Origin of the sequence: Lysobacter gummosus (assembly GCF_001442805.1) — a bacterium.
Lineage (GTDB): Bacteria > Pseudomonadota > Gammaproteobacteria > Xanthomonadales > Xanthomonadaceae > Lysobacter > Lysobacter gummosus.
The window spans coordinates 5,108,232-5,128,075 of sequence record NZ_CP011131.1 but is presented as its reverse complement, the minus strand read 5'-3'; the positions used below and the strand labels follow the sequence as shown (position 1 = coordinate 5,128,075).

The following is a 19,844-nucleotide window of genomic DNA, read 5'->3' as shown; positions in this document are numbered from 1 at the left end:
CTTTCAGGAAGTGGCGGCGAGGGGTTTGAAAATGTTGGCCGTGGCCGCGGTTTCGACCGCCGGCAGATCGGCGCTGACGGTGCCGAACGAAGTCAGGCTGATCGAGTGCGGGATTTCGTTCATCGACAGCACCGCCAGGCGCGGCGCGACGCGGCGCGTGAACAGGCGCAGCGCGCGGCGAATCTCCGGCCGGCACAGCAGCGCCGGCGACAGGTTCTTGCGCATCATCGATTCGTTGAGCTTGATCAGGCGGCCGAGGAAACTCTCGGCCATGCGCGGATCGAGCACGAAGCTGTTGCTGGCGTCCTGCGCTTCGAGCAGGTTCTGCAGCATGCGGTTCTCGACCGCCGGGTCCAGGGTCAGCACCGACAGCGCCTCCTTGTCGCCCTGGATGGCGCGGCAGATGCTGTGGCCGAGGCGGCGGCGGATCACTTCCACCAGCTTGGCCGGGTCTTTCTCGTGGCGGCCGCTGTCGGCCAGCACTTCCACGATCAGGTCGATGTTGCGGATCGACACGTTTTCTTCCAGCAAGCCCTGCAGCACGTGCTGCACGTCGCTGATCGCCAGCACGTTGGGAACCAGTTCCTCGACCAGTCCCGGCTGGCGCGTGCGCACGCCTTCGAGCAAGGTCATCACTTCCGAACGCAACAGCAGCATGGCGATGTTGGCCTTGACCACTTCGATCGCATGGGTGACCAGCACCGTCACCGAATCGACCGGCGTATAGCCCAGCTGCCGCGCCTGCGCGCTCAGTTCGTTGTCGATCCACACCGCCGGCAGGCCGAAGGCCGGGTCCTTGGTGGCGATGCCGGCGAGCTTGCCGGCCTTGTCCGAGGCGTGGATCGCCAGGGTCATGTCGGCGTGAATGGTGGCCTCGGCGAAGCGATCGCCGAACAGATAAATGCGGTAGTCGTTGGCGCCGGACATGGGCTCGTCGCGGAACACCACCGCCGGCACCATCACGCCCATGTCCTTGGAGTAATGCTTGCGGAACGAGGCGATGCGGTCGGTCAGCACGCTCTGCATCGGCAGCCACGCCGCCGCCAGCGCCGGGCCGAAGGCGATCTCGATCGGCGGCACCGCGCTCGCCGCGGCGGCGTCGGTCTTGTCTTGCGCTTCTTCGGCGGGTTCCTGCAATTCGCGTTTCTGCCGGCGGATGATCAGGAAGATCACCACCGCCAGCGCCGCCAGGATCAGCAGCGGCCACTTCGGCATGCCCGGCAGGGTCAGCAGGCCCATCAGCGCCAGCACCACCATCAGCTGGATCTTGGGAAAGCGCACCATCTGCCGCACGACTTCGGCGCTGAGCTCGTTGTCGGAGGCCGAGCGCGTCACGATGATGCCGGTGGCGACCGAGATGACCAGCGCCGGCACCTGGGTGACGATGCCGTCGCCGATGGTCAGCAGGGTGAAGGTGCGCAGCGCGTCGTGCCAGGCCATGTCCATCTGCGCCACGCCGACCGCCCAGCCGCCGAGGATGTCGATCAGCAGGATCACGATGCCGGCGATCGCGTCGCCCTTGACGAACTTGCTCGCGCCGTCCATCGAGCCGTAGAAGCCGGCTTCCTTTTCCAGTTCCTTGCGCCGGCGCTTGGCTTCTTCCTGATCGATCAGACCCATGTTGAGGTCGGCGTCGATGCTCATCTGCTGCCCGGGCATGGCGTCGAGCACGAAGCGCGCGGCCACTTCCGACACGCGCTGGGCGCCGGCGGTGACCACCACGTACTGCACGACGATCAGGATGAAGAACACGATCAGGCCGATGACGAAATTGCCCTGCACCACGAACTCGCCGATCGAGCGGATCACGTTGCCGGCCTCGGCGCCGGACATGATCAGGCGGGTCGCGGCGATGTTGAGCGCGAGCCGGAACAAGGTCGCGATCAGCAGCAATGAGGGGAAGGTCGAGAAGTCCACCGGCCGGGCGACGTAGAACGTCATCAGCAGGATCGACAGGGCGAAGGCGAAGTTGACCAGGATCAGCAGGTCCAGCAGCGCCGGCGGAATCGGGATGAACAGGATCAGCAGGATGCCGAGCACCGCGCCGACCAGGGCCAGGTCGGCGTGCTTGCCCAGGCGCGAGAACCAGCTCTTGGACACGATCGCGTTCATGCCGCCGCCTCCGCGCCGCGGCTGCGCAGGCGCAGGTAGATCGCGGCGATGTCGCGATACAGCGTCTCGGGCACTTCGCGTTCGATCGGCACTTTATGGAACAGCTGCCGCGCCAGCAGGCGCGATTCGATCACCGGCACGCCGTAGACGAAGGCCAGCTTGCGTAGGCGCAGGGCGAATTCGCCGGAACCTTTCGCCACGATGGTCGGAGCAAGCATCTTCTTGGGCTCGTATTTCAACGCGATCGCGTAATGCGTGGGATTGGTGACCAGGACGTCGGCGCCGCGAACGTTGCGCATGCTCTGCGCGCGCTGCAGCAGTTCGCGCTGCAGTTGCTTGCGCCGCTGCTTGATCCGCGGATCGCCTTCGCGCTGCTTGATTTCCTGTTTCTGCTCGTGCTTGCTCATGCGCATGCGCCGGGCGAACATGCGCCGCACCAGGATCTGGTCGATCGCGGCGAAGACCGCCGCGGCCAGCAGGAAGAACATCAGCAGCTTCATGCCCAGCGACGACAGCGACAGGGCGATGCCGGACGCGCCGCGGCCGGCGTGGGTGAGGCTGCGCGCGACCTGGTAGATCAGCAGCAGGCAGATGCCGCTGTAGACCGCCATCTTGAAACAGGCCTTGGCCGCCTCGATCAGGGTCTGCAGCGAGAACACCCGCTTGAGGCCCTGCATCGGATTGATCTTGGAAAAGTCCGGCTTCATCGCCGCCGGCGCGAACAGCACGCCGGTCTGGGCCAGCGTCGCCAGCAGCGCGCCGAGCAGGACCACGCCGATCAGCGGCGCGATCACGTCGACGGTTTCCACCACCAGCCGCTGCATCCACTGCATCAGCGCCTGGCCGCCGCCGTCGATCGCCGCCGATTCGCTCAACGCGCGTTCGCTCAAGGCGCCCAGGCGCGCGAACAGGACGTCGCCGCGCGCATAGATATAGCCGCCGGCGCAGGCCAGGCTGACCACCATGCCCAGTTCCTGGCTCTTGGCGATGATGCCTTTCTTGCGCGCCTGTTCGAGCTTGTACGGTGTCGCCTGCTCGGACTTGTTGAGATCGGTATCGCCGCTCATGGCGCGCTCCCGGAACTCACGCTCACCGAGGTCATGAAATCCAGCGAGTAACGGATCAGCCGCAGCGCCACCGGCGCCAGCAGCCCGGCCGACAGCGTCAGCATCACCAGGGTGGCGATGGTCTTGACCTGCAGGCCCAGCATCAGCGCGTTCATCTGCGGCAACGCGCGCGACAGCAGGGCGATGGTCAGATCGATCAGGAACAAGGTCACCGTCACCGCCGCGATCGCGCCGAAGCCGGTGCTGATCACCAGGCTCAGATAGCCGACCAGCGCCTGCGGGCTGCCGGCCAGCATCGGCAGGCCGATCGGCATGGCGTGGGCGCTGGCGGCGAGCACGCGCACCAGTTCCAGATGGCCGTTGTTGGCGAAGAAGATCACCGCCGCGGCCATGACGAAGATGGTGCCGAACAGCGGCGACTGCGCGCGCGTGCCCGGATCGATCACCATCGCCAGGCCGTAGCCGGCCTGCACGTCGAGCACGCGTCCGGCGAACGACAGCGCCGCGAACGCAAGTTGCAGCGCCAGCGCGAAGGTCAGCCCGATCAGCACTTCCGACAGGGCCGAAACCACGAATGCGCCTTCGGTGGCCGGCAATTTCATCGGCAGCACCGGCGCGAGCAGCGCCGACAGTGCCAGCACCAGGCACACGCGCACGCGCTGCGGCACCCGGATCAGCGAAAACGGCGGCGACAGCACGAAGACCGGTCCCAGGCGCAGGGACAGCAGCGCGATCGCGGCGACATAGGCGTTCATGCCATCACCCCAGGTTCGCGATGCTCTTGAACAATTCGGTCGCGAACCCGGTCAGCCGGCCGAGCATCCACGAGCCCAGCACGACGATGATCAACACCGCCATGCCGAGCTTGGGCACGTAGCTCAGGCTCATTTCCTGCAACTGGGTGACCACTTGCAGGATGCTGATCAACACGCCGATCACCAGCGTGGCGATCAGGATCGGCGAAGCGATCAGGAAGCTGTTCCAGAACAGCTGCTCCATGAGCTGCAGCGCTTGGTCGGCCGACATGGGTAGGGTCTCGGTGGCGCGGCGCGCGGGCTCAGCTGCGCACGCCGTGCGAGGCACGGCGGGCGATCAGCTGGGCGATGCTCGGGCCGTTTTCGCCGAGCGGGCGCTGCACCATGTCCTGGTACAAAGCAGCGCCTTGTTCGTTCTGGCCGGCCTTGGCCAACAGCAGGCTGCGGGCGTAGGTCGCCGACAGGCAGTTCGGGTCCAGGCGCAGCGCCGCTTCGGCGCGATGCCGGGCGTCGCCGTCGCGGCCTTCGTAAACGTCCACCACCGCCAGCGCGCCGGTGGCTTCCGCGAAGCCGCGGTCGGTCTGCAGGCTGCGTTCGAAACGCTCGCGCGCCTCGGGCAGCTTGCCGCCCATCAGATACGCCCAACCGGCCGAGAGCCAGGAGCCTGCGTGGCTGCGCAGCAGGGTGGCGGCGCGATCCAGGCGCGGCGCGGCGTTGGCGAAATCGTGCTGCGACAGATAGGCCAGACCCTGGCCCAACTGCGCGCGGCCGCTGGCCGGGTCGGTTTCCAGCGCTTGTTCGAAGCGTTGCTGGGCGCGACCGATGTCGTCGTCCTGCAGCGCGAGCAAGCCCTGCACGGTGAGGCCGCCGACCGAGTCGGGCGCGCGCGCGGCGTACTGCTGCGCGCGCTGGAATTGATCGGCGTCGAACAAGGCCGTCGCCAGCAGGCCGCAGATCTGTTCGCCGGCGAGCGGATGATCGGCGTGCTGCTCGCCCAGGGCGATGACCGCATCGAGGTCGCCCTGGTGATACAGGCACAGCATCTTCAGGCGGATCGACTCGGCGACTTCGGCCAGCACTTGTTCGCTCAGCAGCGGCAAGGCTTCGGCGTAGCGCTCCTGCATCGCGATGGCGTAGGCGAGGTTGAAGCGCAGGTGGACGTCGTCGTGTTCGGCCAGCAGGCCGGCGAACACGTGCTCGGCGGCGTCGAAGCGGCTTTGCGACATCGCCGACAGGCCGGCCAGATTGCGCAGCGCGGGCGTGAGTTCGGCCTGCTGCGCGTAGCGCGCCAGCAAGGCTTCGCAGTCGTCGAAGTGGTGGGCGTCGAACGCCGCCGATGCCGTGTCGGCGATCAGGCTGAGGTTGTCCGGGTCGGCCTGAAGAAACTGCTGCAGACGCTGATGCCGCGCCGCGAGGCTCGTGAAGTGACTGGCTGCGTTCATTGCTTAGTGCGTCCCTGTACTAAATTTCACAATCATGAACAAAAGGTTAAGGCGCAACGCCTTGACGCTATCGTAACTTTTTGGATCGAGAGAGTGTGATTAGCCTCAGACTTCCATTGGTCGTAGTTCTCAGTTGTTCCCGTTCTACATCAAGACCTTGCAGCGAAAATCCCCCATGGGCACAACTCGGTCGTTTATTCACCGTTCACTTAAGGCCTAAACCCGCTGCCTCGATTCGGGGAGAAGCTGGGAAAGAGCTATGTGCCGAATTTGCACAGAATCTATGCGGGCGATGGCGGCTGGCCGGCGATCTGGTACTTCGGAAAGCGAGGCCGACCGGTTCAATGCTCGTACTTGATCGCTCGATCCGATCGCACTGCGCTGGCCGCGCCGGATATCGCTCCTGGCGCAGGTCAGCCCTTGTGCCTGAGCCGCATGACAGCCGCCGCCGCGGTCACGCGCCGCCGCGCCGATGCCGGTCGCGCTGCATCTGCCGGTGATGCGATTCGGCGCAGGCCGGGCCGCAGTACAGGCGGGTGGGTTCGCCGTCGAACGGTTCCAGGCAGTGCTGATTGAGGCAGTAGCCGGCCGCCGCTGGCCGCGCGGTCGCTTCGGCCATCAGCTTGCGGGCCTGCAGGGATTGGGCGAGGTTGATTTCCTCGAAGTACTGGGCTTGGTCGATCAGATCGCTCATGGCGCGGGCCGCATCCTGGATGGTCGCATCGGTGAAGGTGGCGCCACGCCACCGCGTCGCGCCTGCCGTGAAGCAGGGGCACAGCGTTCCATCGCCTTGTCGCACAGGACGAAACTGATCGGCAGCACAACGCAAATCGCACCGGTGCTGAACCGCCCGCGCGATGTCGGCGTGCGTCGCAGGATCTGATCTGCGACTTGGTTACGCTGCACGTGTCGATCCTTGCCGGAGCGAGCGGAGGCCACGATGAGCTCGGACAGCACTTCCATCCAGAACGCGCAGCTGCGCCGCGCAATGCAGGCCTTGCACGCCGCGACCTGGTTCGCTCTGTGCGAAGGCGATCGCTACACCGCGCAGGGCCGCAAGGCCGTCGCCAATTCGTTCTACAACCTGCTGCCGATGCTGGCCGACGTGCGCAAGGCGATCGTCGCCGAGCCCGAAGCCGGGTCCGCGGACGAAACGGCGCAACCGCCGGCGGCGAATCCGCGCGCGGCGGGGATGCTGCATCTGGTGACGGCGCCGGCGGGCGAGACGCCGGCGCCGGAATAAGACGGCGTCAACGCCGGTAACGCAGCGCGTATGCGCGTCGGTGGGTCGCGCGGCATGTGTTCGCGTGTCGCGCATGCATGTGCGGCGTGTTCGTGCGTGCGTGAGTGCTGCGTCCGGTGCGTTGCCGATTTACTCCGCTGAACGCGCCTCGAATTGAATACGCATCGCCGGAGCGGATCAGGTGCGGTTTGCCGTCGTACCCAACATCGCCAGCGACAACGCGGCGGCAAGCGCGCGGGCGACGGCGCGACGAAATCCGGTTATGGCTGATCCCAGGCTGCGTTGAAGGCGCGCGCGGTCTGCGCGACTTGTTCCGGCGTGTGGCCAGGCTTGTACAAGGTGCCGCCGATGCCGAAGCCGTTCGCGCCGGCCTTGCGCCACGGCGCGAGATTGTCGCTGTGGATGCCGCCGACCGGCAGCACCGCGACATCCGCGGGCAATACCGCGCGCAAGGCGCCGAGCATGACCGGGCCGAGGGCGTCGGCCGGGAACAGCTTCAAGGCATCCGCGCCAGCCGCGAGCGCTTCCAGGCATTCGCTCGGCGTCGCCACGCCGGGCAGGGCGAGCAGCCCGGCGCGTTTGGCCTCGGCGATCAACGCCGGATCGGTGTGCGGGCAGACCATGAGCCGTGCGCCGAGGCGGGCGAGTTCGGCGACTTCCTCCGCGCGCCGCACGGTGCCGGCACCGAGCAGGATCGAATCGCCGAAGCGTTGTTGCAGGCGGGCGATGCTGTCGAACGCGTCGGGCGAATTCAGCGGTACCTCGATGATGCGCCAACCCGCGCTCCACAGCGCTTCGCCGACCGGCACCGCTTCATCGGGGGTGATGCCGCGCAGAATGGCGACGAACGGGGAACGGGCGAGCCATGCCTGCAGCACGGCGGGAGTAAGAGGAATCGTCATACGTATCCGGCTGCTTGAGCGATGCGCCACAGACCGCGGCAGAACGCGGTGTCGCCTTCGATGATGTAGTGGTCGATGCCGTAGCGACGCAGCGCCAGGGCATAGGTCGCGGCGAGCTGGGCGCCGCCGATGATCGCCACTTCGCCGCCGCCGTCGTCGGCCGCGGCGTTGGCGCCGATCACCTCATAGCCGACCAGCAGGCCGGAAAGAAACGCCGGCAGCTCCTCCACCGGAGCGGCGTCGCGCACATTGCGCGCCCGCACCCCGAACAACTGATGCAGCCAGTCCGGCCGCTCGCGCGCGGTGTCCAGTCCTTGCAGAAAACCGCGCTCGGACCAGGCGCCCGCCGGCAAGCCGCGGCCGATCAGACTGCGTTCCAGCAACAAGGAATAGAGCTCTCCGGTCGGATAGGTGGAAAACCCGACCACGGCGCCGCCGTCCAGGCGCAACCACTTGCTGTGCGTGCCCGGCGCGACCGCGCGCCGCGTGCCCGGCGGAACGCCCAGCACCTGCGTCTCTTCGCCGCGCATCACATCGTTGAAGCCGTCGCTGGGACCGCTGACGCCGGGCACGATCGCCGCGCGCCGGTCCTTGAAGCGCAGCGGCTGCAGCGCCGCGGCGAGCGTCGCCGCGTCCGCCGGCAGCGGCGCGTACGGCGCTTCCTGCCAGCCGCTGCGCGCGCCGACCATGCCGGCGAGCAGGATGGGCGCGTCGCCGTCGTCGAGATCGACGCTGAGCAGTTCGTCCAGCGCCGCCGCGAACTCCTCCGGCGCCGCCAGCGTGGCCATGCCGCGCGCGCTCTGGCGCGTGGCGATGATCCCGCCGAGCGTGTCGAAGGCATGCACGCGCAGATGCGTGGAGCCCCAGTCCACGCCGATCAGCGCGATCTTGCCGGCGCTGTGCGGCGCGTTGGTGTCAGTGGCCATGACGTTCTTCTTCGCGGCGCAGCGCGCGGCCGCGGCGTTCGCCGGTGGCCTGCGCATCGCGCAGCGCGCAGGCACCGGCGACCCAGACCGCGCGAATGCCGGCCGCGGCCTGCTTGGGTTCGGCGAAACTGGCGCGATCGGCGATGGTGGCCGGATCGAACAGCACCAGATCGGCGGCCAGCCCCACCGCGATGCGCCCGCGCCGCTTCAGCCCGAAGGTATCGGCCGACAGCGAGGTCATGCGCCGGATCGCTTCGGCCAGATGGAACAGGCCTTCGTCGCGGCAATAGTGGCCGAGCACGCGCGGGAACGCGCCCCACAGGCGCGGATGCGGATGCGCGTCGTGCGGCAGGCCGTCGGAGCCGATCATGGTGCGGTCGTGACTGAGCACGCGGCGTACATCGTCCTCGCGCATCTGGAAATACACCGCGCCGGCCGGATACAGGCGGCGCGCGGCTTCTTTCTGATCGACGTTCCAGTCGGCGGCGATGTCGCTCAGATCGCGCCCGGCGTGTTCCGGATGCGGGTGCGACCAACTCACCATGATCCGGATCACGCCATCGACGTAATCCGGATCGAGCACGGTGGAGCCGGCGGTGTAGGGATACGCGTCGAGCCCGACCCAATGCCGGCGCCGGCGCTGATCGATGCGCGCCAGCGTTTCGACCGTGCGGCCCCAGTTGGCCGGCCCGGCGCATTTGTGATGCGACAGGATCACCGGCGTGCGCGCGGCGACGCCGGCATCGATGGCTTCGTCCAGCGCGTCGAGCACGCCGTCGTATTCGTTGCGGATGTGCGAGGCATAGACGCCGCCATGGGCGCCGCTTTCGGCCGCCAGCGCGATCACTTCGCTGTTGGGCGCGGCCTGGCTGGGCTTGTAGAACAGGCCGCTGGAAAAACCGATCGCGCCGGCGCGCATGGCTTCGCGCAGGTGCGCGCGCATGCGCTCGATCTCGGCATCGTCGGCGCCGCGCTCCAGGTCGGCGACCTCCGCGATGCGCAGGGTCGAGTGGCCGACCATCGCCGCGACATTGACCGCCGGCCGCGCCGCATCGACCGCATCGAGGTAATCGGCGAAGCGTTCGAAGCGGAAATCCTGCCGGCGGCCGATCAGCGACAAGGGCGCCGGCGGATCGCGATCGGCGCGCCACGGCGCCAGGCTGATGCCGCAGTTGCCGGCGATCACCGTGGTCACGCCCTGACTGAGTTTGTTGAACACGCCCGGATCGTCGAGCACGGCGCGGTCGTCGTGGGTGTGCACGTCGATGAAGCCCGGCGCCAGCGCCAGGCCCTGCGCGTCTTCGAGCGCGCGGCCGCGCAGCGTGTGCGGCGCGCCGATCGCGGCGATGCGCTCGCCGTCGATAGCGACATCGGCGCGGTAGGCCGGGCCGCCGCTGCCGTCGAAGACCAGCGCGTCGGCGATGACCAGATCGTGTTGCGTGGTGTCGTCGGCGCTCATGCGCGCCTCGGCGATTGCATGCGTTCCAGCTCGGCTTTCGCGCGCCGGGCCTTTTCCAGCACTTCCGGTTCCTGCCGCAGCGCCACCGCGATCGCCAGCATGTCGATCACCGTCAGCTGCATCAGCCGCGACACGCCCGGCGAATACGGCGTGGCCGCGCTCGAGGGCGGCAACAGCAGCGGCACGTCCGCGTCCCAGCCCAAAGGGGTGCCCATGTGGGTCAGCGCGATCACCCGCGCGCCGCGTTCCTTGGCGATGCGCACGCTGTCGTTGATCTCCGGGCTGCGTCCGGACAGCGAGATCGCCAGCAGCACGTCGCGGGTGTCGAGCATGCCCGCGGCCAGCCGCTGCAGGTGGCCGTCGCTGTGCGCGCTGGCGGCGATGTCCAGGCGCAGGAAGCGCAGGAACGCGTCCTGCGCGACCACGCCGGAGCCCGAGCCCACGCCGATGCAGCAGACCCTTCGCGCGCCGGCGATCAAGGCCGCGGCGGCGTCGAGCGCGGCCGGGTCGATGCGTTCGCGCACGTCCTGCAGGGCCACGCTGATGCTGTCGCAGACCTTGTGCACCAAGGTCGCCGCGTCGTCGTCCTTGTCGATGGTGACGGCCTGGTACGGCACGCCCGCGGCCAGGCTGTGCGCCAGCTGCACCTTGAACTGGCGCAGGCTTTCGCAGCCGACCGCGCGGCAGAAGCGGGTCACGCTGGGCTCGGACACGCCGGCGCGCGCGGCCAGTTCGCTGATGCTGGCGTGGATGGAGAAATCCAGGTCGGCCAGCACCACTTCGCCGACCTTGCGCTCGGCCGGGCGCAGCTGATCGAGCGCGCCGCGGATCACCGGAATCAGGTTGTCGGACACGTCGTACCTCAGAAGAAAGTGTTGATCGCGCCGGTGACGCGGTAGTGGTCGTCGGTCAACAGCATCAGTGGCCACTTGTCGAAGGTGGTGCACGGATGCGAGATGCCGGTGGCGACCAGATCGCCGACCCGCAGCGGATGCTCGGGCGGCAGTTCCAGGTAGGCGTGTTGATCGTTCATCTTGACGATGCGGGTGTCGCGCATCGGCCGCGGCGCGGTTTCGCCCGGACGGTGCCAGCTCAGCGGCCGCGGCAGGTCGATGTCGTAGGAGGCATCGCGCTTGCCCAGGGTCAGCAGCGCCAGCCCCGGTTCCGGGCGCGACTGCACCATCGCCCACACTTCCAGCGCCGGCTGCAGGCCGTGGCGGAACGAGGCGTCGTGGCGCGTGCGCATCTCCTGTTGCAGGCCGTGATAGAAGCCGTGGTCGGAGGTCAGATAGCAGCCCGAGCGCAGCACCCGGCGCAGCGGCCGCGAGGTGTCGCCCAGGCCGGCGAAGGCGCGGGCGACGAAGTCGAAATAGGCCGAGCCGCCGGCGCTGAGCAGGATTTCCTCGCCGTCGAACAGGCCTTGCGCGTCGCAGCGCCGGGTCAGTTCGACCATCTGGGCCAGCAAGTCCTCCACGCGGCGCAGATCGTCGGCGCGATCGGCGCCGACCCACAGGCCTTCGTAGCCTTCGATGCCGGCCAGCGACAGATGCGAGGCGGCATGGATCTCGCGCGCCAGTTCCAGCGCGGCATCGGCGCCGCGCACGCCGCTGCGGCCGCCTTGCGCGCCCAGTTCGACCAACACCGGCAGGCGCCGTTGCGGCGCCATCTGCTGCATGACCTGATTCAATCGCGCCGCGCCGGCGCTGGAATCGACCAGCACCCAGGCGTGGAAATCCGCTTCCTCGCGCAACAGCGCGGCCAGGCTTTCGATATCGGCCATCGCCACCGGCTGATTGGCCAGTAGCACCCGCTTCACGCCGAAGCGGTGCGCGACGCGCAATTGCGGGACCGTCGCCAGGGTGATCGCCCAGGCGCCGGCATCGAGCTGAGCCTGGAACAGTTGCGGGCTCATCGTGGTCTTGCCGTGCGGCGCCAGCAGCGCATCGGCGCGTTCGACGAACTCGCGCATCCAGGCGATGTTGTGATCCAGGGTGGATTGGCGCAGCACCGCGACCGGATACGACAAGCGTCCGTCGAGCACGTTGAGGCCGAGCGCGGCGATTTCGTTCTGGCGCAGCGGCTGCTGCAGCGCCAGGCCCTTGGTGCCGGGGTGAATCAGCTGTCGCTCGAGGCCGCGCAGCGCGTCGTTCATCAAAACTGCTCCAAGGTCAATTCCGCCGCCATCACCCGGTTGCCGGCCATCAGGCCGCCGTCCACCGGCAGCACCGCGCCGCTGATCATGCGCGCCTGATCCGATGCGAGGAACCACGCCGCGTCGGCGATGTCCTGCGGGGTGGCGAAATCGCCGAGCGGATACCACTTCTTCAAGTCTTCGAACACTTGCGGGTTCTTGTCCGCGCGCGCCTGCCAGGCCTGGGTCTTCACCGTGCCCGGGCAGATCACGTTGGCGCGCAGGCCCAGCCGGCCGTATTCGATCGCGATGGCCTTGGCGTAGCTGATCAACGCCGCCTTGGCCGCGCTGTAAGCCGGATGGCCAAGCGCGGCCAGGCCGTTGACCGAACCGATGAAGACGACGTTGCCGCGAGTGGCCTTGAGGCCGTCGAGCGCGGCCTCGACCGTGCAGTAGCCGGCGTGCAGGTTGACGTCGATGTCGCGTTGCCACGCGCCCGGCGCGGTGCCGGCCAGGCTCAGGCTCTCGGCGCTGCCGGCGTTGGCGACGACCGCGCCGATCGGCCCGTGCGCGGCGATGGCCGGCGCCAGCGCCGCGCGCAAGGCCTCCAGGTCCGACAGCTCGCTGGCCGCGGTCAGCACTTGCCCGGGTTCGAACTGCGCGGCCAGCGCCTGCAGCGCCTGCGCGTCGCGATCGTGGGCGAGCACGCGATCGCCGCCGGCGATGAAGCGCGCCAGCAGCCCGCGGCCGATTCCGCCCGCGGCGCCGGTAATCAGGGTCAATCGGCTTTGGCTCATGATCAGGTCATTCCTTCATCGGTTCGGCTGCAGGATGCGTGCGAGCGCTTGCAGGCGGTCGTTACGCAGCAGTCCGTAGTTGTAGAACGAAATATCGCCGATGCCGGCGGCTTTGACAGCGGCCAGCGCGGCGCCGAGTTCGGCGCCGTCGCCCAGATCGGGCGGGCCCGGACGCAGGATCGCACGCAGCCGTGTCGCATCGCCGACGCGTTGCGCGGTATCGAACACATCCGCCGCCACGCGCGCGGCGCTGGGCTCGTAGAACGGCACTTCGATGCCGTCGCAGGCGCGCGCCAGCGCGGCCAGATGGCTGCCTTCGAGCCAGGTGTTGGCGGTCGGTCGCTGCACGGTCGGGATCACCCAGACCTCGCGATCGCGCGGCACGGTGTCGCGGATCGCCGCGACCAGCTCGGCGACGCGTTTCTGCCGCAGCTTCAGGTACGCGGCCAATTGCGCCATTTCCAGCAGATCGGCCAGCAACCACGCCGCGGCCTGATCCGGCGCCGCATCGACCGGCGCGGCCAGATAGGCATCGACGCGCGCGCGCACTTGCGCCGCCAGCGCATCGGCGTCGAGATCGGCCTGCGCGGCCAGATGCCGGCAATGCGAGCAGAAGCACAGGCCCAGCAGGGTTTCCAGCCACAGATTGCCGCGCACCTGGGCGAACTCGTGGTGATAGCCGTGCGCGTACGGCAGCCAGTTCGGCGTTTCCAGCACCAGCCCGCGCACCGGTTGGCGGGCGACATCGGCGCACAGCGCCTGCGCATAGGCGAACACCGCCGGCGACGACGGGCACAGGCTGTAGAGATAGGCATCGCCCCAGGCGTTGCGCGCGACGTGCAGCGGATGGCGCTCGCCCAGGCGGCTGTTGTGCAGCAGCACGGTCCAGGCGCGTACCTGCAGGCGGCCGTCTTCGGCCAGGTCGGCGGCGACGTGGCGCAGGGCCGGATCGGAATGCGCGCTCGGCGCGATCTCGCCATAGCCGCGCAGGTCGGGTTCGAAATAGACCACGCCGTCTTCCGGAAACACCACGCGTTGGCCGCGATGGTGCGGGCTGATGAATTTGCCCGCGTGGTAGGCCAGGGCCAGGGTCACCGAGTTCAGGCCCAGCTCGACCGCCTGGGCGGCGAACTCGCGCGCGCTGCGCGAGGCCACGTCCCAGGGGTAGGCGTAGATCGAGCGCACGGGGGCGGAACGGCCTGCGGTCATCCGAAATCCTTGTAATTTTCAAACACGTCGAGGCGGGGCTCGGCGGTAAAGCTAACAAACGGCCTTATAGACCGCCATTGTGCACTGCAAAATGCATCGGCCAGCCATGTAAGATAATTTCACGGCGCTGGCGGCCTGTCACCTCCGGCGCTCCGGGGGCGGAGTCGGGCCGATTCGGGCCCGCCCGCGACCCGGCCGATCCGGCCCGGCGGCAAGCGCCGCCGGGATCGGGCGTAATGGCGACCGGCCCTTCACTTACGAGAACCTCAATGAGCGATCACGACACCATCATTCGATACGGCCTGGAACCCAGCGGCGCCGGCGGGCAGCAACTGCCGTTCTCGCCGGCGGTGCGCGCCGGCGACTTCGTGTACATCTCCGGCCAGGTGGCGATGAACGAGCGCGGCGAGATCGAACAAGGCGGCATCGAAGCGCAGACCCGGCGCACGATGGAGAACGTCAAGAAAGTGCTGGGCCTGGCCGGCTGCGGCCTGAGCGACGTGGTCAAGATCACCGTCTGGCTCGACGACACGCGCGACTTCTGGACCTTCAACCGCGTCTACCGCGAGTACTTCGGCGAACAGCCGCCGGCGCGCTCGTGCGTGCGCTCGCAGATGATGGTCGATTGCAAGATCGAGATCGAAGCCATCGCATACAAACCCTTGCCGCGCTGAGCGCCGCCGCGCCCGCCGCGCCCGCCGCGCCGCGCGCGGGCTCGCCCCCAATTCACGCATCCGATCGAGGCACCTGCATGAACCGACGCGATTTTCTCGCCACCTCCGCCACCGCGAGCACGCTGCTGGCCAGCAGCGCGTTCACTCCGGCGTTCGCGCGCAAACGCGGTTCCAAGCTGCGCCTGGGCCTGATCGGCGTGGGCATGCGCGGGCAGGTGCACCTGACCGAACTGCTGCGCCGCGACGATGTGGAAGTGACCGCGCTGTGCGATGTCGAGCCGATCATGCTCGAGCGCTCGCTGGCGCTGATCGCCAAGGCCGGAAAATCCAAGCCCGCGGTCTACGGCGCCGACCGCGACAACGAGGCCTATCGCAAGATGCTGGCCAAGGGCGGCCTGGACGCGGTGATCATCGCCACTCCGTGGGAATTCCACGCCGAACAGGCGATCGCGGCGATGCAGGCGCGCATCGCGGTCGGCTGCGAAGTGGTCGCCGGCCTGAGCCTGGAGGATCATTGGCAGGTGCTGCGCGTCCAGCAAAGCACCGGCACGCCGTACATGCTGCTGGAGAACGTGTGCTATCGCCGCGACGTGCTGGCCGCGCTCAACATGGTGCGCCAGGGCCTGTTCGGCGAGATCGTGCACCTGCAAGGCGGCTATCAGCACGATCTGCGCGCAGTGAAGTTCAACAGCGGCAATCCCGACCAGCCCTACGGCGGCGGCGTGGAATTCGGCCCGAAGGCGTGGTCGGAAGCGCGCTGGCGCACCGAGCATTCGATCAAGCGCGACGCCGACCTGTATCCCAGCCACGGCGTCGGCCCGTGCGCGATGGCGATCGACATCCACCGCGGCAACCGCTTCACTCACCTGAGCGCGTTCGCCAGCAAGCCGCGCGGCCTGCACGACTACATCGTCAAGAAGGCCGGGCCGGATCATCCCAACGCGAAGGTGAAGTTCAAGCTCGGCGATCTGGTCACCACCCAGATCCTGTGCGAGAACGGCGAAACCATCGTCCTGCAGCACGACACCTCGCTGCCGCGCCCGTACTCGCTGGGCTTCCGCGTGCAGGGCACCGACGGGTTGTGGATGGACCTCAACGACTCGATCCACATCGAAGGCAAGAGCCAGCCGCACAAGTGGGACAAGGCCGACGACTGGTTTTCCAAGTACGACCATCCGCTGTGGCAGCGCTTCGCCGCCGCCGCCGCCGATGCCGGTCACGGCGGCATGGATTTCTTCGTCATCAATGCTTTCGTCGAAGCGCTCAAGGCCGACGCGCCGATGCCGATCGACATCTTCGACGCGATCGCCTGGAGCGCGATCACGCCGCTGTCGGAGCAGTCCATCGCCGAGCACAAGACCCTGGAGTTCCCGGATTTCACCGGCGGCAAGTGGAAGGACCGCAAGCCGATCTTCGCCTTGAACGACCGCTACTGACCCAGCGCCGCCTTTGGGGGAGGGCGGCGGTTGTGGAAGGCGCGGTTTCTATGGGAGCAGCGTTTTTTTGTGGGAGGGGGCGGCTTTTGTGGGAGGGGCTTCAGCCCCGACGCTTTCCGCTCCGCCGCCGCGAACCGACCAAAGAGCGCCGGGCCTGAAAGCCCTCCCACAACTCAAGCAAGCCGCAGTTTGTTTCGAAATGCCCGCCCAGCGGGCCCGGGGGTAAGGTGGAATTGAGCATGCATCGTCCGCGACTGTCGATCGCGATCCTGGCTGCCCTGTTGGCGTCGGCGTTGCCGGCGTCGGCCGAGCCGGTCGGCAACCTGCGCGCGGTCCGCGCCGATGCCGGCGCGACTTCCAGCTGGGAGCTGAGCACCGACACCGGCAGCGTGCTGCGTATCGATGTGCTCGCCGACGACATCGTGCGCGTGCAGGCCGGACGCCGCGGCAAGCTCGCGCCCGCCGGCGACAAGGCCGCGCCGATCGTGCTGCCGCAGCCGGCGAGCAAGGTCGCCGCCACCCTGGAAGAAGACGACGCCGAAGTGCGCGTGCGCACCGCCGCGCTCGTACTGCATGTGCAACGGCAACCGCTGAAACTGCGCTTGGAGCGGATCGACGGCGAGCGCCGCACGCCTTTGTGGCAGGAACTGCAACCGCTGGACCTGGACGCCGCGCAAAGCGTGCAGGTGCTGTCCTCGCAGGCGGATGAGGCGTTCTACGGCGGCGGCCAGCAGAACGGCCGCTATCAGTTCAAGGGTCGCGAGCTGGAGGTGTCCTACTCCGGCGGCTGGGAAGAGGGCGACCGTCCCAGCCCGGCGCCGATGCTGCTGAGCTCGCGCGGCTGGGGCATGTTGCGCAACACCTGGAGCGACGGCAATTATGATTTGCGCCAGCCCGATCAATCCACATTGCTGCATCGCGAAGACCGCTTCGACGCGTATTACTTCGTCGGCGAACTGCCGCGCCTGCTCGAGCGCTACACGCAACTGACCGGCCGCCCCGGCCTGTTGCCGCGCTGGGCGCTGTCCTACGGCGACGCGGATTGCTACAACGACGGCGACAACGGCAAGAAGCCCGGCACCGTGCCCGAAGGCTGGCACGACGGCCCCACCGGCACCACGCCGGACGTGGTCGACAGCGTGGCGCGGCAGTATCGCGAACACGACATGCCCGGCGGCTGGATCCTGCCCAACGACGGCTACGGCTGCGGTTACAAGCAATTGCCCGAGACGGTGAAGGGCCTGGCGAAATACGGCTTCCGCACCGGTCTGTGGACCGAGAACGGCGTCGACAAGATCGCATGGGAAGTCGGCACCGCCGGCAGCCGGGTGCAGAAGCTCGACGTGGCCTGGACCGGCAAGGGCTATCAGTTCGCGATGGACGCGAATCAATCCGCGTTCAACGGCATCCTGCACAACTCCGATTCGCGCCCGTTCCTGTGGACGGTGATGGGCTGGGCCGGCATCCAGCGCTATGCGGTGGCCTGGACCGGCGACCAGAGCGCGAGTTGGGATTACATCCGCTGGCACGTGCCGACGTTGATCGGCTCGGGCCTGTCGGGCATGGCCTATGCCACCGGCGATGTCGATGCGATCTTTGGCGGCAGCGCCGAAACCTACACCCGCGATCTGCAGTGGAAAGCCTTCACCCCGGTGCTGATGGGCATGTCGGGCTGGTCGTCGAATGCGCGCAAGCATCCATGGTGGTTCGACGAGCCCTACCGCAGCATCAATCGCGACTATCTGAAATTGAAGATGCGGCTGACGCCGTACATGTACGGCCTGGCGTTCGATGCCGCGCAGACCGGCGCGCCGCCGGTGCGCGGGCTGATGTGGGATTACCCGCAAGACCCGCACGCGCGGGACGAGGCCTACAAGTACCAGTTCCTGCTCGGCCGCGACCTGCTGGTGGCGCCGGTGTACCGCAGCCAGGCCGCGAGCCGCGGCTGGCGGCGCGGCATCCATCTGCCGGCCGGGCGCTGGATCGATTACTGGGACGGCCGCAGCGTGCAGGCCGGCGCCGCCGGCCGCGAACTCGACCGCCAGGTCGATCTGGCCTCGCTGCCGCTGTTCGTGCGCGCCGGCGCGATCGTGCCGATGCATCCGTCGATGCTGTTCGACGGCGAAAAGCCGCTCGACGAAATCACCTTCGATCTCTATCCGCAGGGCGATTCGCAGTACACGCTGTACGAAGACGACGGCAACACGCGCCGTTACGAGCAGGGCGAGTCGAGCACGCAGCAGGTGCGGATGAGCGCGCCGGGGCAGGGCAGCGGCCCGATGTCGGTGCAGATCGATGCGGTGAAGGGCCAATACCAGGACCAGTTGCCGCAGCGCCGCTACGCCTTGCGCGTGCTCAGCCGGCAGGCGCCGCGCGCGGTTTCGCTCGACGGCCGCGCGCTGCCGAAGCGGGCCGATGCCGCCGCGCTGCAGGCGGCGAGCGAAGGCTGGTATTTCGATCCGGCCGATCGCAAGGGCAGCGTGCACGTGCGCACCGCCGCCATCGACATCCGCAAGCCGCTGCAGTTGACGCTCGACATCGCGGTCGCCAAGGCCGACGCCGACGACGCCTATCCGGCCGCGCCGGCGCTGGGCCGCGCGCTGCCGGCCGACAGTCTGCTGGTGGTCAACCGTCCGGCCGAAGAGCCCGGCCATGCCTTGGAAAAAGCGTTCGACGACGACGCGAACACATGGTTCCGCAGCGTGCGCAATCAAGCCGTGCGCACCGGTGCGCACGAATGGACGGTCGGCTTCGGCGAGCGCAAGTTGATCGACGGCATCGAGCTGGCGCCGCGCAACGACAAGAACTGGAAGCACGGCCAGGTCCGCGACTACGAGGTCTACCTGGGCGACAGCAACGGCGAATGGGGCGAGCCGATCGCGCGCGGCCAGTTGCAGCTCAAGCAGGAGATGCAGCGCATCGACTTCCCCGCCCGCGCCGGCCGTTTGCTGCGTTTCCGCGTGCTCAGCGTGCAGAACCCCGAAAGCGATGGCGCGTCCGCCACCGATCCGATGGTCACCGCCGTGCAAGCCGGCGCGGCGCGCGCGGTCGATGCGCTGCAACCGCGCGACGTCGGCCCGATCGCGCTGTCGAGTTTCCACATCCTCGAACATCAAGAACCGGAGCGGCCGGCACAGCAACGCTATCTCTCCGAGCTGCCGTTGCCGGCCGCGCTGGCCGCTCAAGTGCGCGCCGATCATGCCTTCCGCGGCGAACAAGCGCTGCGCATGAACGGCCTGGTGTTCCGCCGCGGCCTGGGTGTCGGCGCGAGCAGCCGCATCGATCTGCGCCTGCAAGGCCAGTGGCGATTGCTGCGCGCCGACCTCGGCATCGACGACGCCTGCCGCGCCGCCGGCGGTCTGCAGTTCCAGGTCTGGAGCGCAAGCCGCCTGCTTTACGACAGCGGTCTGGTGAAGGCGCCCGGCGTGGTCAAGCCGGAGCTGGACATCCGCGGTCTGTCGTCCCTGAGCCTGCGCACGCTGGGCGCGCAGGGCAGTCAACCCGCCCAGGTCTGCGCGAACTGGGCCAACGCCGTACTGATCGGCCAGGAGGGCGATACCGCCAGCATCCTCGCGCCATGACCCCACTCAACCTGTAACACCGCTCCTCCCCCCGCCCACACCGACTGCGGCCTTCCGGCCGCGGCCCGGGATCGCTGTTGCCTTTCGTCCGCCATCCGCGCTGCAGTCCT

Annotated in this window: 17 protein-coding genes; 4 read left to right on the top strand and 13 right to left on the bottom strand. The window is 68.1% G+C overall.

Annotation, left to right across the window (positions count from 1 at the left end):
- Window positions 1-3 precede the first annotated feature (3 nt).
- From LG3211_RS20800 to LG3211_RS20775, 6 genes are all read right to left on the bottom strand, one after another.
- Window positions 4-2,112 carry a flagellar biosynthesis protein FlhA gene (locus LG3211_RS20800; RefSeq protein ID WP_057944494.1) on the bottom strand — a complete coding sequence of 703 codons (2,109 nt, stop codon included), beginning with the start codon at window positions 2,110-2,112 and terminating at the stop codon, window positions 4-6.
- Entirely contained in the window at window positions 2,109-3,179 is a 1,071-nt protein-coding gene (locus LG3211_RS25045) for an EscU/YscU/HrcU family type III secretion system export apparatus switch protein (RefSeq protein ID WP_083512715.1), read from the bottom strand. The genes LG3211_RS20800 and LG3211_RS25045 overlap by 4 nt, the downstream gene beginning before the upstream one ends.
- Entirely contained in the window at window positions 3,176-3,934 is a 759-nt protein-coding gene (locus LG3211_RS20790; protein WP_057944493.1) for a flagellar biosynthetic protein FliR, read from the bottom strand. Before LG3211_RS20790 ends, LG3211_RS25045 begins: the two co-directional genes overlap by 4 nt.
- Before the next feature lie 4 nt (window positions 3,935-3,938).
- Window positions 3,939-4,205 carry a flagellar biosynthetic protein FliQ gene (locus tag LG3211_RS20785; protein ID WP_057944492.1) on the bottom strand — a complete coding sequence of 89 codons (267 nt, stop codon included), beginning with the start codon at window positions 4,203-4,205 and terminating at the stop codon, window positions 3,939-3,941.
- A gap of 31 nt (window positions 4,206-4,236) precedes the next feature.
- Entirely contained in the window at window positions 4,237-5,376 is a 1,140-nt protein-coding gene (locus LG3211_RS20780) for a tetratricopeptide repeat protein (protein ID WP_057944491.1), read from the bottom strand.
- Between the two features lie 454 nt (window positions 5,377-5,830).
- Window positions 5,831-6,070: a hypothetical protein gene (locus LG3211_RS20775; RefSeq protein WP_057944490.1), complete on the bottom strand. Its 240-nt coding sequence runs from the start codon at window positions 6,068-6,070 to the stop codon at window positions 5,831-5,833.
- A gap of 246 nt (window positions 6,071-6,316) precedes the next feature.
- On the opposite strand from LG3211_RS20775, the gene LG3211_RS20770 reads away from it, so the two are divergent.
- Window positions 6,317-6,619, top strand: a complete 303-nt coding sequence (locus tag LG3211_RS20770) for a hypothetical protein (protein WP_057944489.1) — start codon at window positions 6,317-6,319, stop codon at window positions 6,617-6,619.
- Window positions 6,620-6,879: 260 nt separating this feature from the next.
- Here the strand turns inward: LG3211_RS20770 and LG3211_RS20765 are convergent, their stop codons facing one another.
- Genes LG3211_RS20765 through LG3211_RS20735 form a run of 7 tightly spaced genes read right to left on the bottom strand, consistent with a single transcriptional unit; the run spans window position 6,880 to window position 14,043 of the window.
- A complete protein-coding gene (locus LG3211_RS20765; protein WP_057944488.1) occupies window positions 6,880-7,521 on the bottom strand; it encodes a 2-dehydro-3-deoxy-6-phosphogalactonate aldolase in 642 nt (213 codons plus the stop codon).
- Window positions 7,518-8,447: a 2-dehydro-3-deoxygalactonokinase gene (locus LG3211_RS20760; RefSeq protein WP_187313062.1), complete on the bottom strand. Its 930-nt coding sequence runs from the start codon at window positions 8,445-8,447 to the stop codon at window positions 7,518-7,520. The genes LG3211_RS20765 and LG3211_RS20760 overlap by 4 nt, the downstream gene beginning before the upstream one ends.
- Window positions 8,437-9,906, bottom strand: coding sequence for an N-acyl-D-amino-acid deacylase family protein (locus tag LG3211_RS20755; RefSeq protein ID WP_057944486.1), 1,470 nt, complete (start codon window positions 9,904-9,906; stop codon window positions 8,437-8,439). Before LG3211_RS20755 ends, LG3211_RS20760 begins: the two co-directional genes overlap by 11 nt.
- Window positions 9,903-10,760: a MurR/RpiR family transcriptional regulator gene (locus LG3211_RS20750; RefSeq protein ID WP_057944485.1), complete on the bottom strand. Its 858-nt coding sequence runs from the start codon at window positions 10,758-10,760 to the stop codon at window positions 9,903-9,905. Before LG3211_RS20750 ends, LG3211_RS20755 begins: the two co-directional genes overlap by 4 nt.
- An 8-nt stretch (window positions 10,761-10,768) precedes the next feature.
- Window positions 10,769-12,058: an amino acid deaminase gene (locus tag LG3211_RS20745; protein ID WP_057944484.1), complete on the bottom strand. Its 1,290-nt coding sequence runs from the start codon at window positions 12,056-12,058 to the stop codon at window positions 10,769-10,771.
- Entirely contained in the window at window positions 12,058-12,834 is a 777-nt protein-coding gene (locus tag LG3211_RS20740) for an SDR family oxidoreductase (protein ID WP_057944483.1), read from the bottom strand. Before LG3211_RS20740 ends, LG3211_RS20745 begins: the two co-directional genes overlap by 1 nt.
- A gap of 15 nt (window positions 12,835-12,849) precedes the next feature.
- Complete coding sequence (locus LG3211_RS20735) at window positions 12,850-14,043, bottom strand: hypothetical protein (protein WP_057944482.1); 1,194 nt, start codon at window positions 14,041-14,043, stop codon at window positions 12,850-12,852.
- Between the two features lie 269 nt (window positions 14,044-14,312).
- Here LG3211_RS20735 and LG3211_RS20730 point away from each other — a divergent pair, with 269 nt between their 5' ends.
- The 3 genes from LG3211_RS20730 to LG3211_RS20720 all read left to right on the top strand — a co-directional run bounded on the left by LG3211_RS20730 (window position 14,313) and on the right by LG3211_RS20720 (window position 19,734).
- The gene (locus LG3211_RS20730) at window positions 14,313-14,717 is read left to right on the top strand and encodes a RidA family protein (RefSeq protein WP_057944481.1); all 405 of its coding nucleotides are present in this window, start codon (window positions 14,313-14,315) and stop codon (window positions 14,715-14,717) included.
- A 77-nt stretch (window positions 14,718-14,794) separates the two neighbouring features.
- Window positions 14,795-16,153: a Gfo/Idh/MocA family protein gene (locus LG3211_RS20725; protein WP_057944480.1), complete on the top strand. Its 1,359-nt coding sequence runs from the start codon at window positions 14,795-14,797 to the stop codon at window positions 16,151-16,153.
- A 239-nt stretch (window positions 16,154-16,392) separates the two neighbouring features.
- Entirely contained in the window at window positions 16,393-19,734 is a 3,342-nt protein-coding gene (locus tag LG3211_RS20720) for a TIM-barrel domain-containing protein (protein WP_148649046.1), read from the top strand.
- Window positions 19,735-19,844 lie beyond the last annotated feature (110 nt).

What these genes read in the sequence shown, in the direction of transcription:
- LG3211_RS20775 (WP_057944490.1), bottom strand. Translation starts at nt 6,070, where the DNA reads ATGAGCGATCTGATCGACCAAGCCCAGTACTTCGAGGAAATCAACCTC.
- LG3211_RS20755 (WP_057944486.1), bottom strand. Translation starts at nt 9,906, where the DNA reads ATGAGCGCCGACGACACCACGCAACACGATCTGGTCATCGCCGACGCG.
- LG3211_RS20725 (WP_057944480.1), top strand. Translation starts at nt 14,795, where the DNA reads ATGAACCGACGCGATTTTCTCGCCACCTCCGCCACCGCGAGCACGCTG.
- LG3211_RS20745 (WP_057944484.1), bottom strand. Translation starts at nt 12,058, where the DNA reads ATGAACGACGCGCTGCGCGGCCTCGAGCGACAGCTGATTCACCCCGGC.
- LG3211_RS20720 (WP_148649046.1), top strand. Translation starts at nt 16,393, where the DNA reads ATGCATCGTCCGCGACTGTCGATCGCGATCCTGGCTGCCCTGTTGGCG.
- LG3211_RS20790 (WP_057944493.1), bottom strand. Translation starts at nt 3,934, where the DNA reads ATGAACGCCTATGTCGCCGCGATCGCGCTGCTGTCCCTGCGCCTGGGA.
- LG3211_RS20760 (WP_187313062.1), bottom strand. Translation starts at nt 8,447, where the DNA reads ATGGCCACTGACACCAACGCGCCGCACAGCGCCGGCAAGATCGCGCTG.
- LG3211_RS20740 (WP_057944483.1), bottom strand. Translation starts at nt 12,834, where the DNA reads ATGAGCCAAAGCCGATTGACCCTGATTACCGGCGCCGCGGGCGGAATC.
- LG3211_RS20800 (WP_057944494.1), bottom strand. Translation starts at nt 2,112, where the DNA reads ATGAACGCGATCGTGTCCAAGAGCTGGTTCTCGCGCCTGGGCAAGCAC.
- LG3211_RS20730 (WP_057944481.1), top strand. Translation starts at nt 14,313, where the DNA reads ATGAGCGATCACGACACCATCATTCGATACGGCCTGGAACCCAGCGGC.
- LG3211_RS25045 (WP_083512715.1), bottom strand. Translation starts at nt 3,179, where the DNA reads ATGAGCGGCGATACCGATCTCAACAAGTCCGAGCAGGCGACACCGTAC.
- LG3211_RS20780 (WP_057944491.1), bottom strand. Translation starts at nt 5,376, where the DNA reads ATGAACGCAGCCAGTCACTTCACGAGCCTCGCGGCGCGGCATCAGCGT.
- LG3211_RS20735 (WP_057944482.1), bottom strand. Translation starts at nt 14,043, where the DNA reads ATGACCGCAGGCCGTTCCGCCCCCGTGCGCTCGATCTACGCCTACCCC.
- LG3211_RS20785 (WP_057944492.1), bottom strand. Translation starts at nt 4,205, where the DNA reads ATGTCGGCCGACCAAGCGCTGCAGCTCATGGAGCAGCTGTTCTGGAAC.
- LG3211_RS20770 (WP_057944489.1), top strand. Translation starts at nt 6,317, where the DNA reads ATGAGCTCGGACAGCACTTCCATCCAGAACGCGCAGCTGCGCCGCGCA.
- LG3211_RS20765 (WP_057944488.1), bottom strand. Translation starts at nt 7,521, where the DNA reads ATGACGATTCCTCTTACTCCCGCCGTGCTGCAGGCATGGCTCGCCCGT.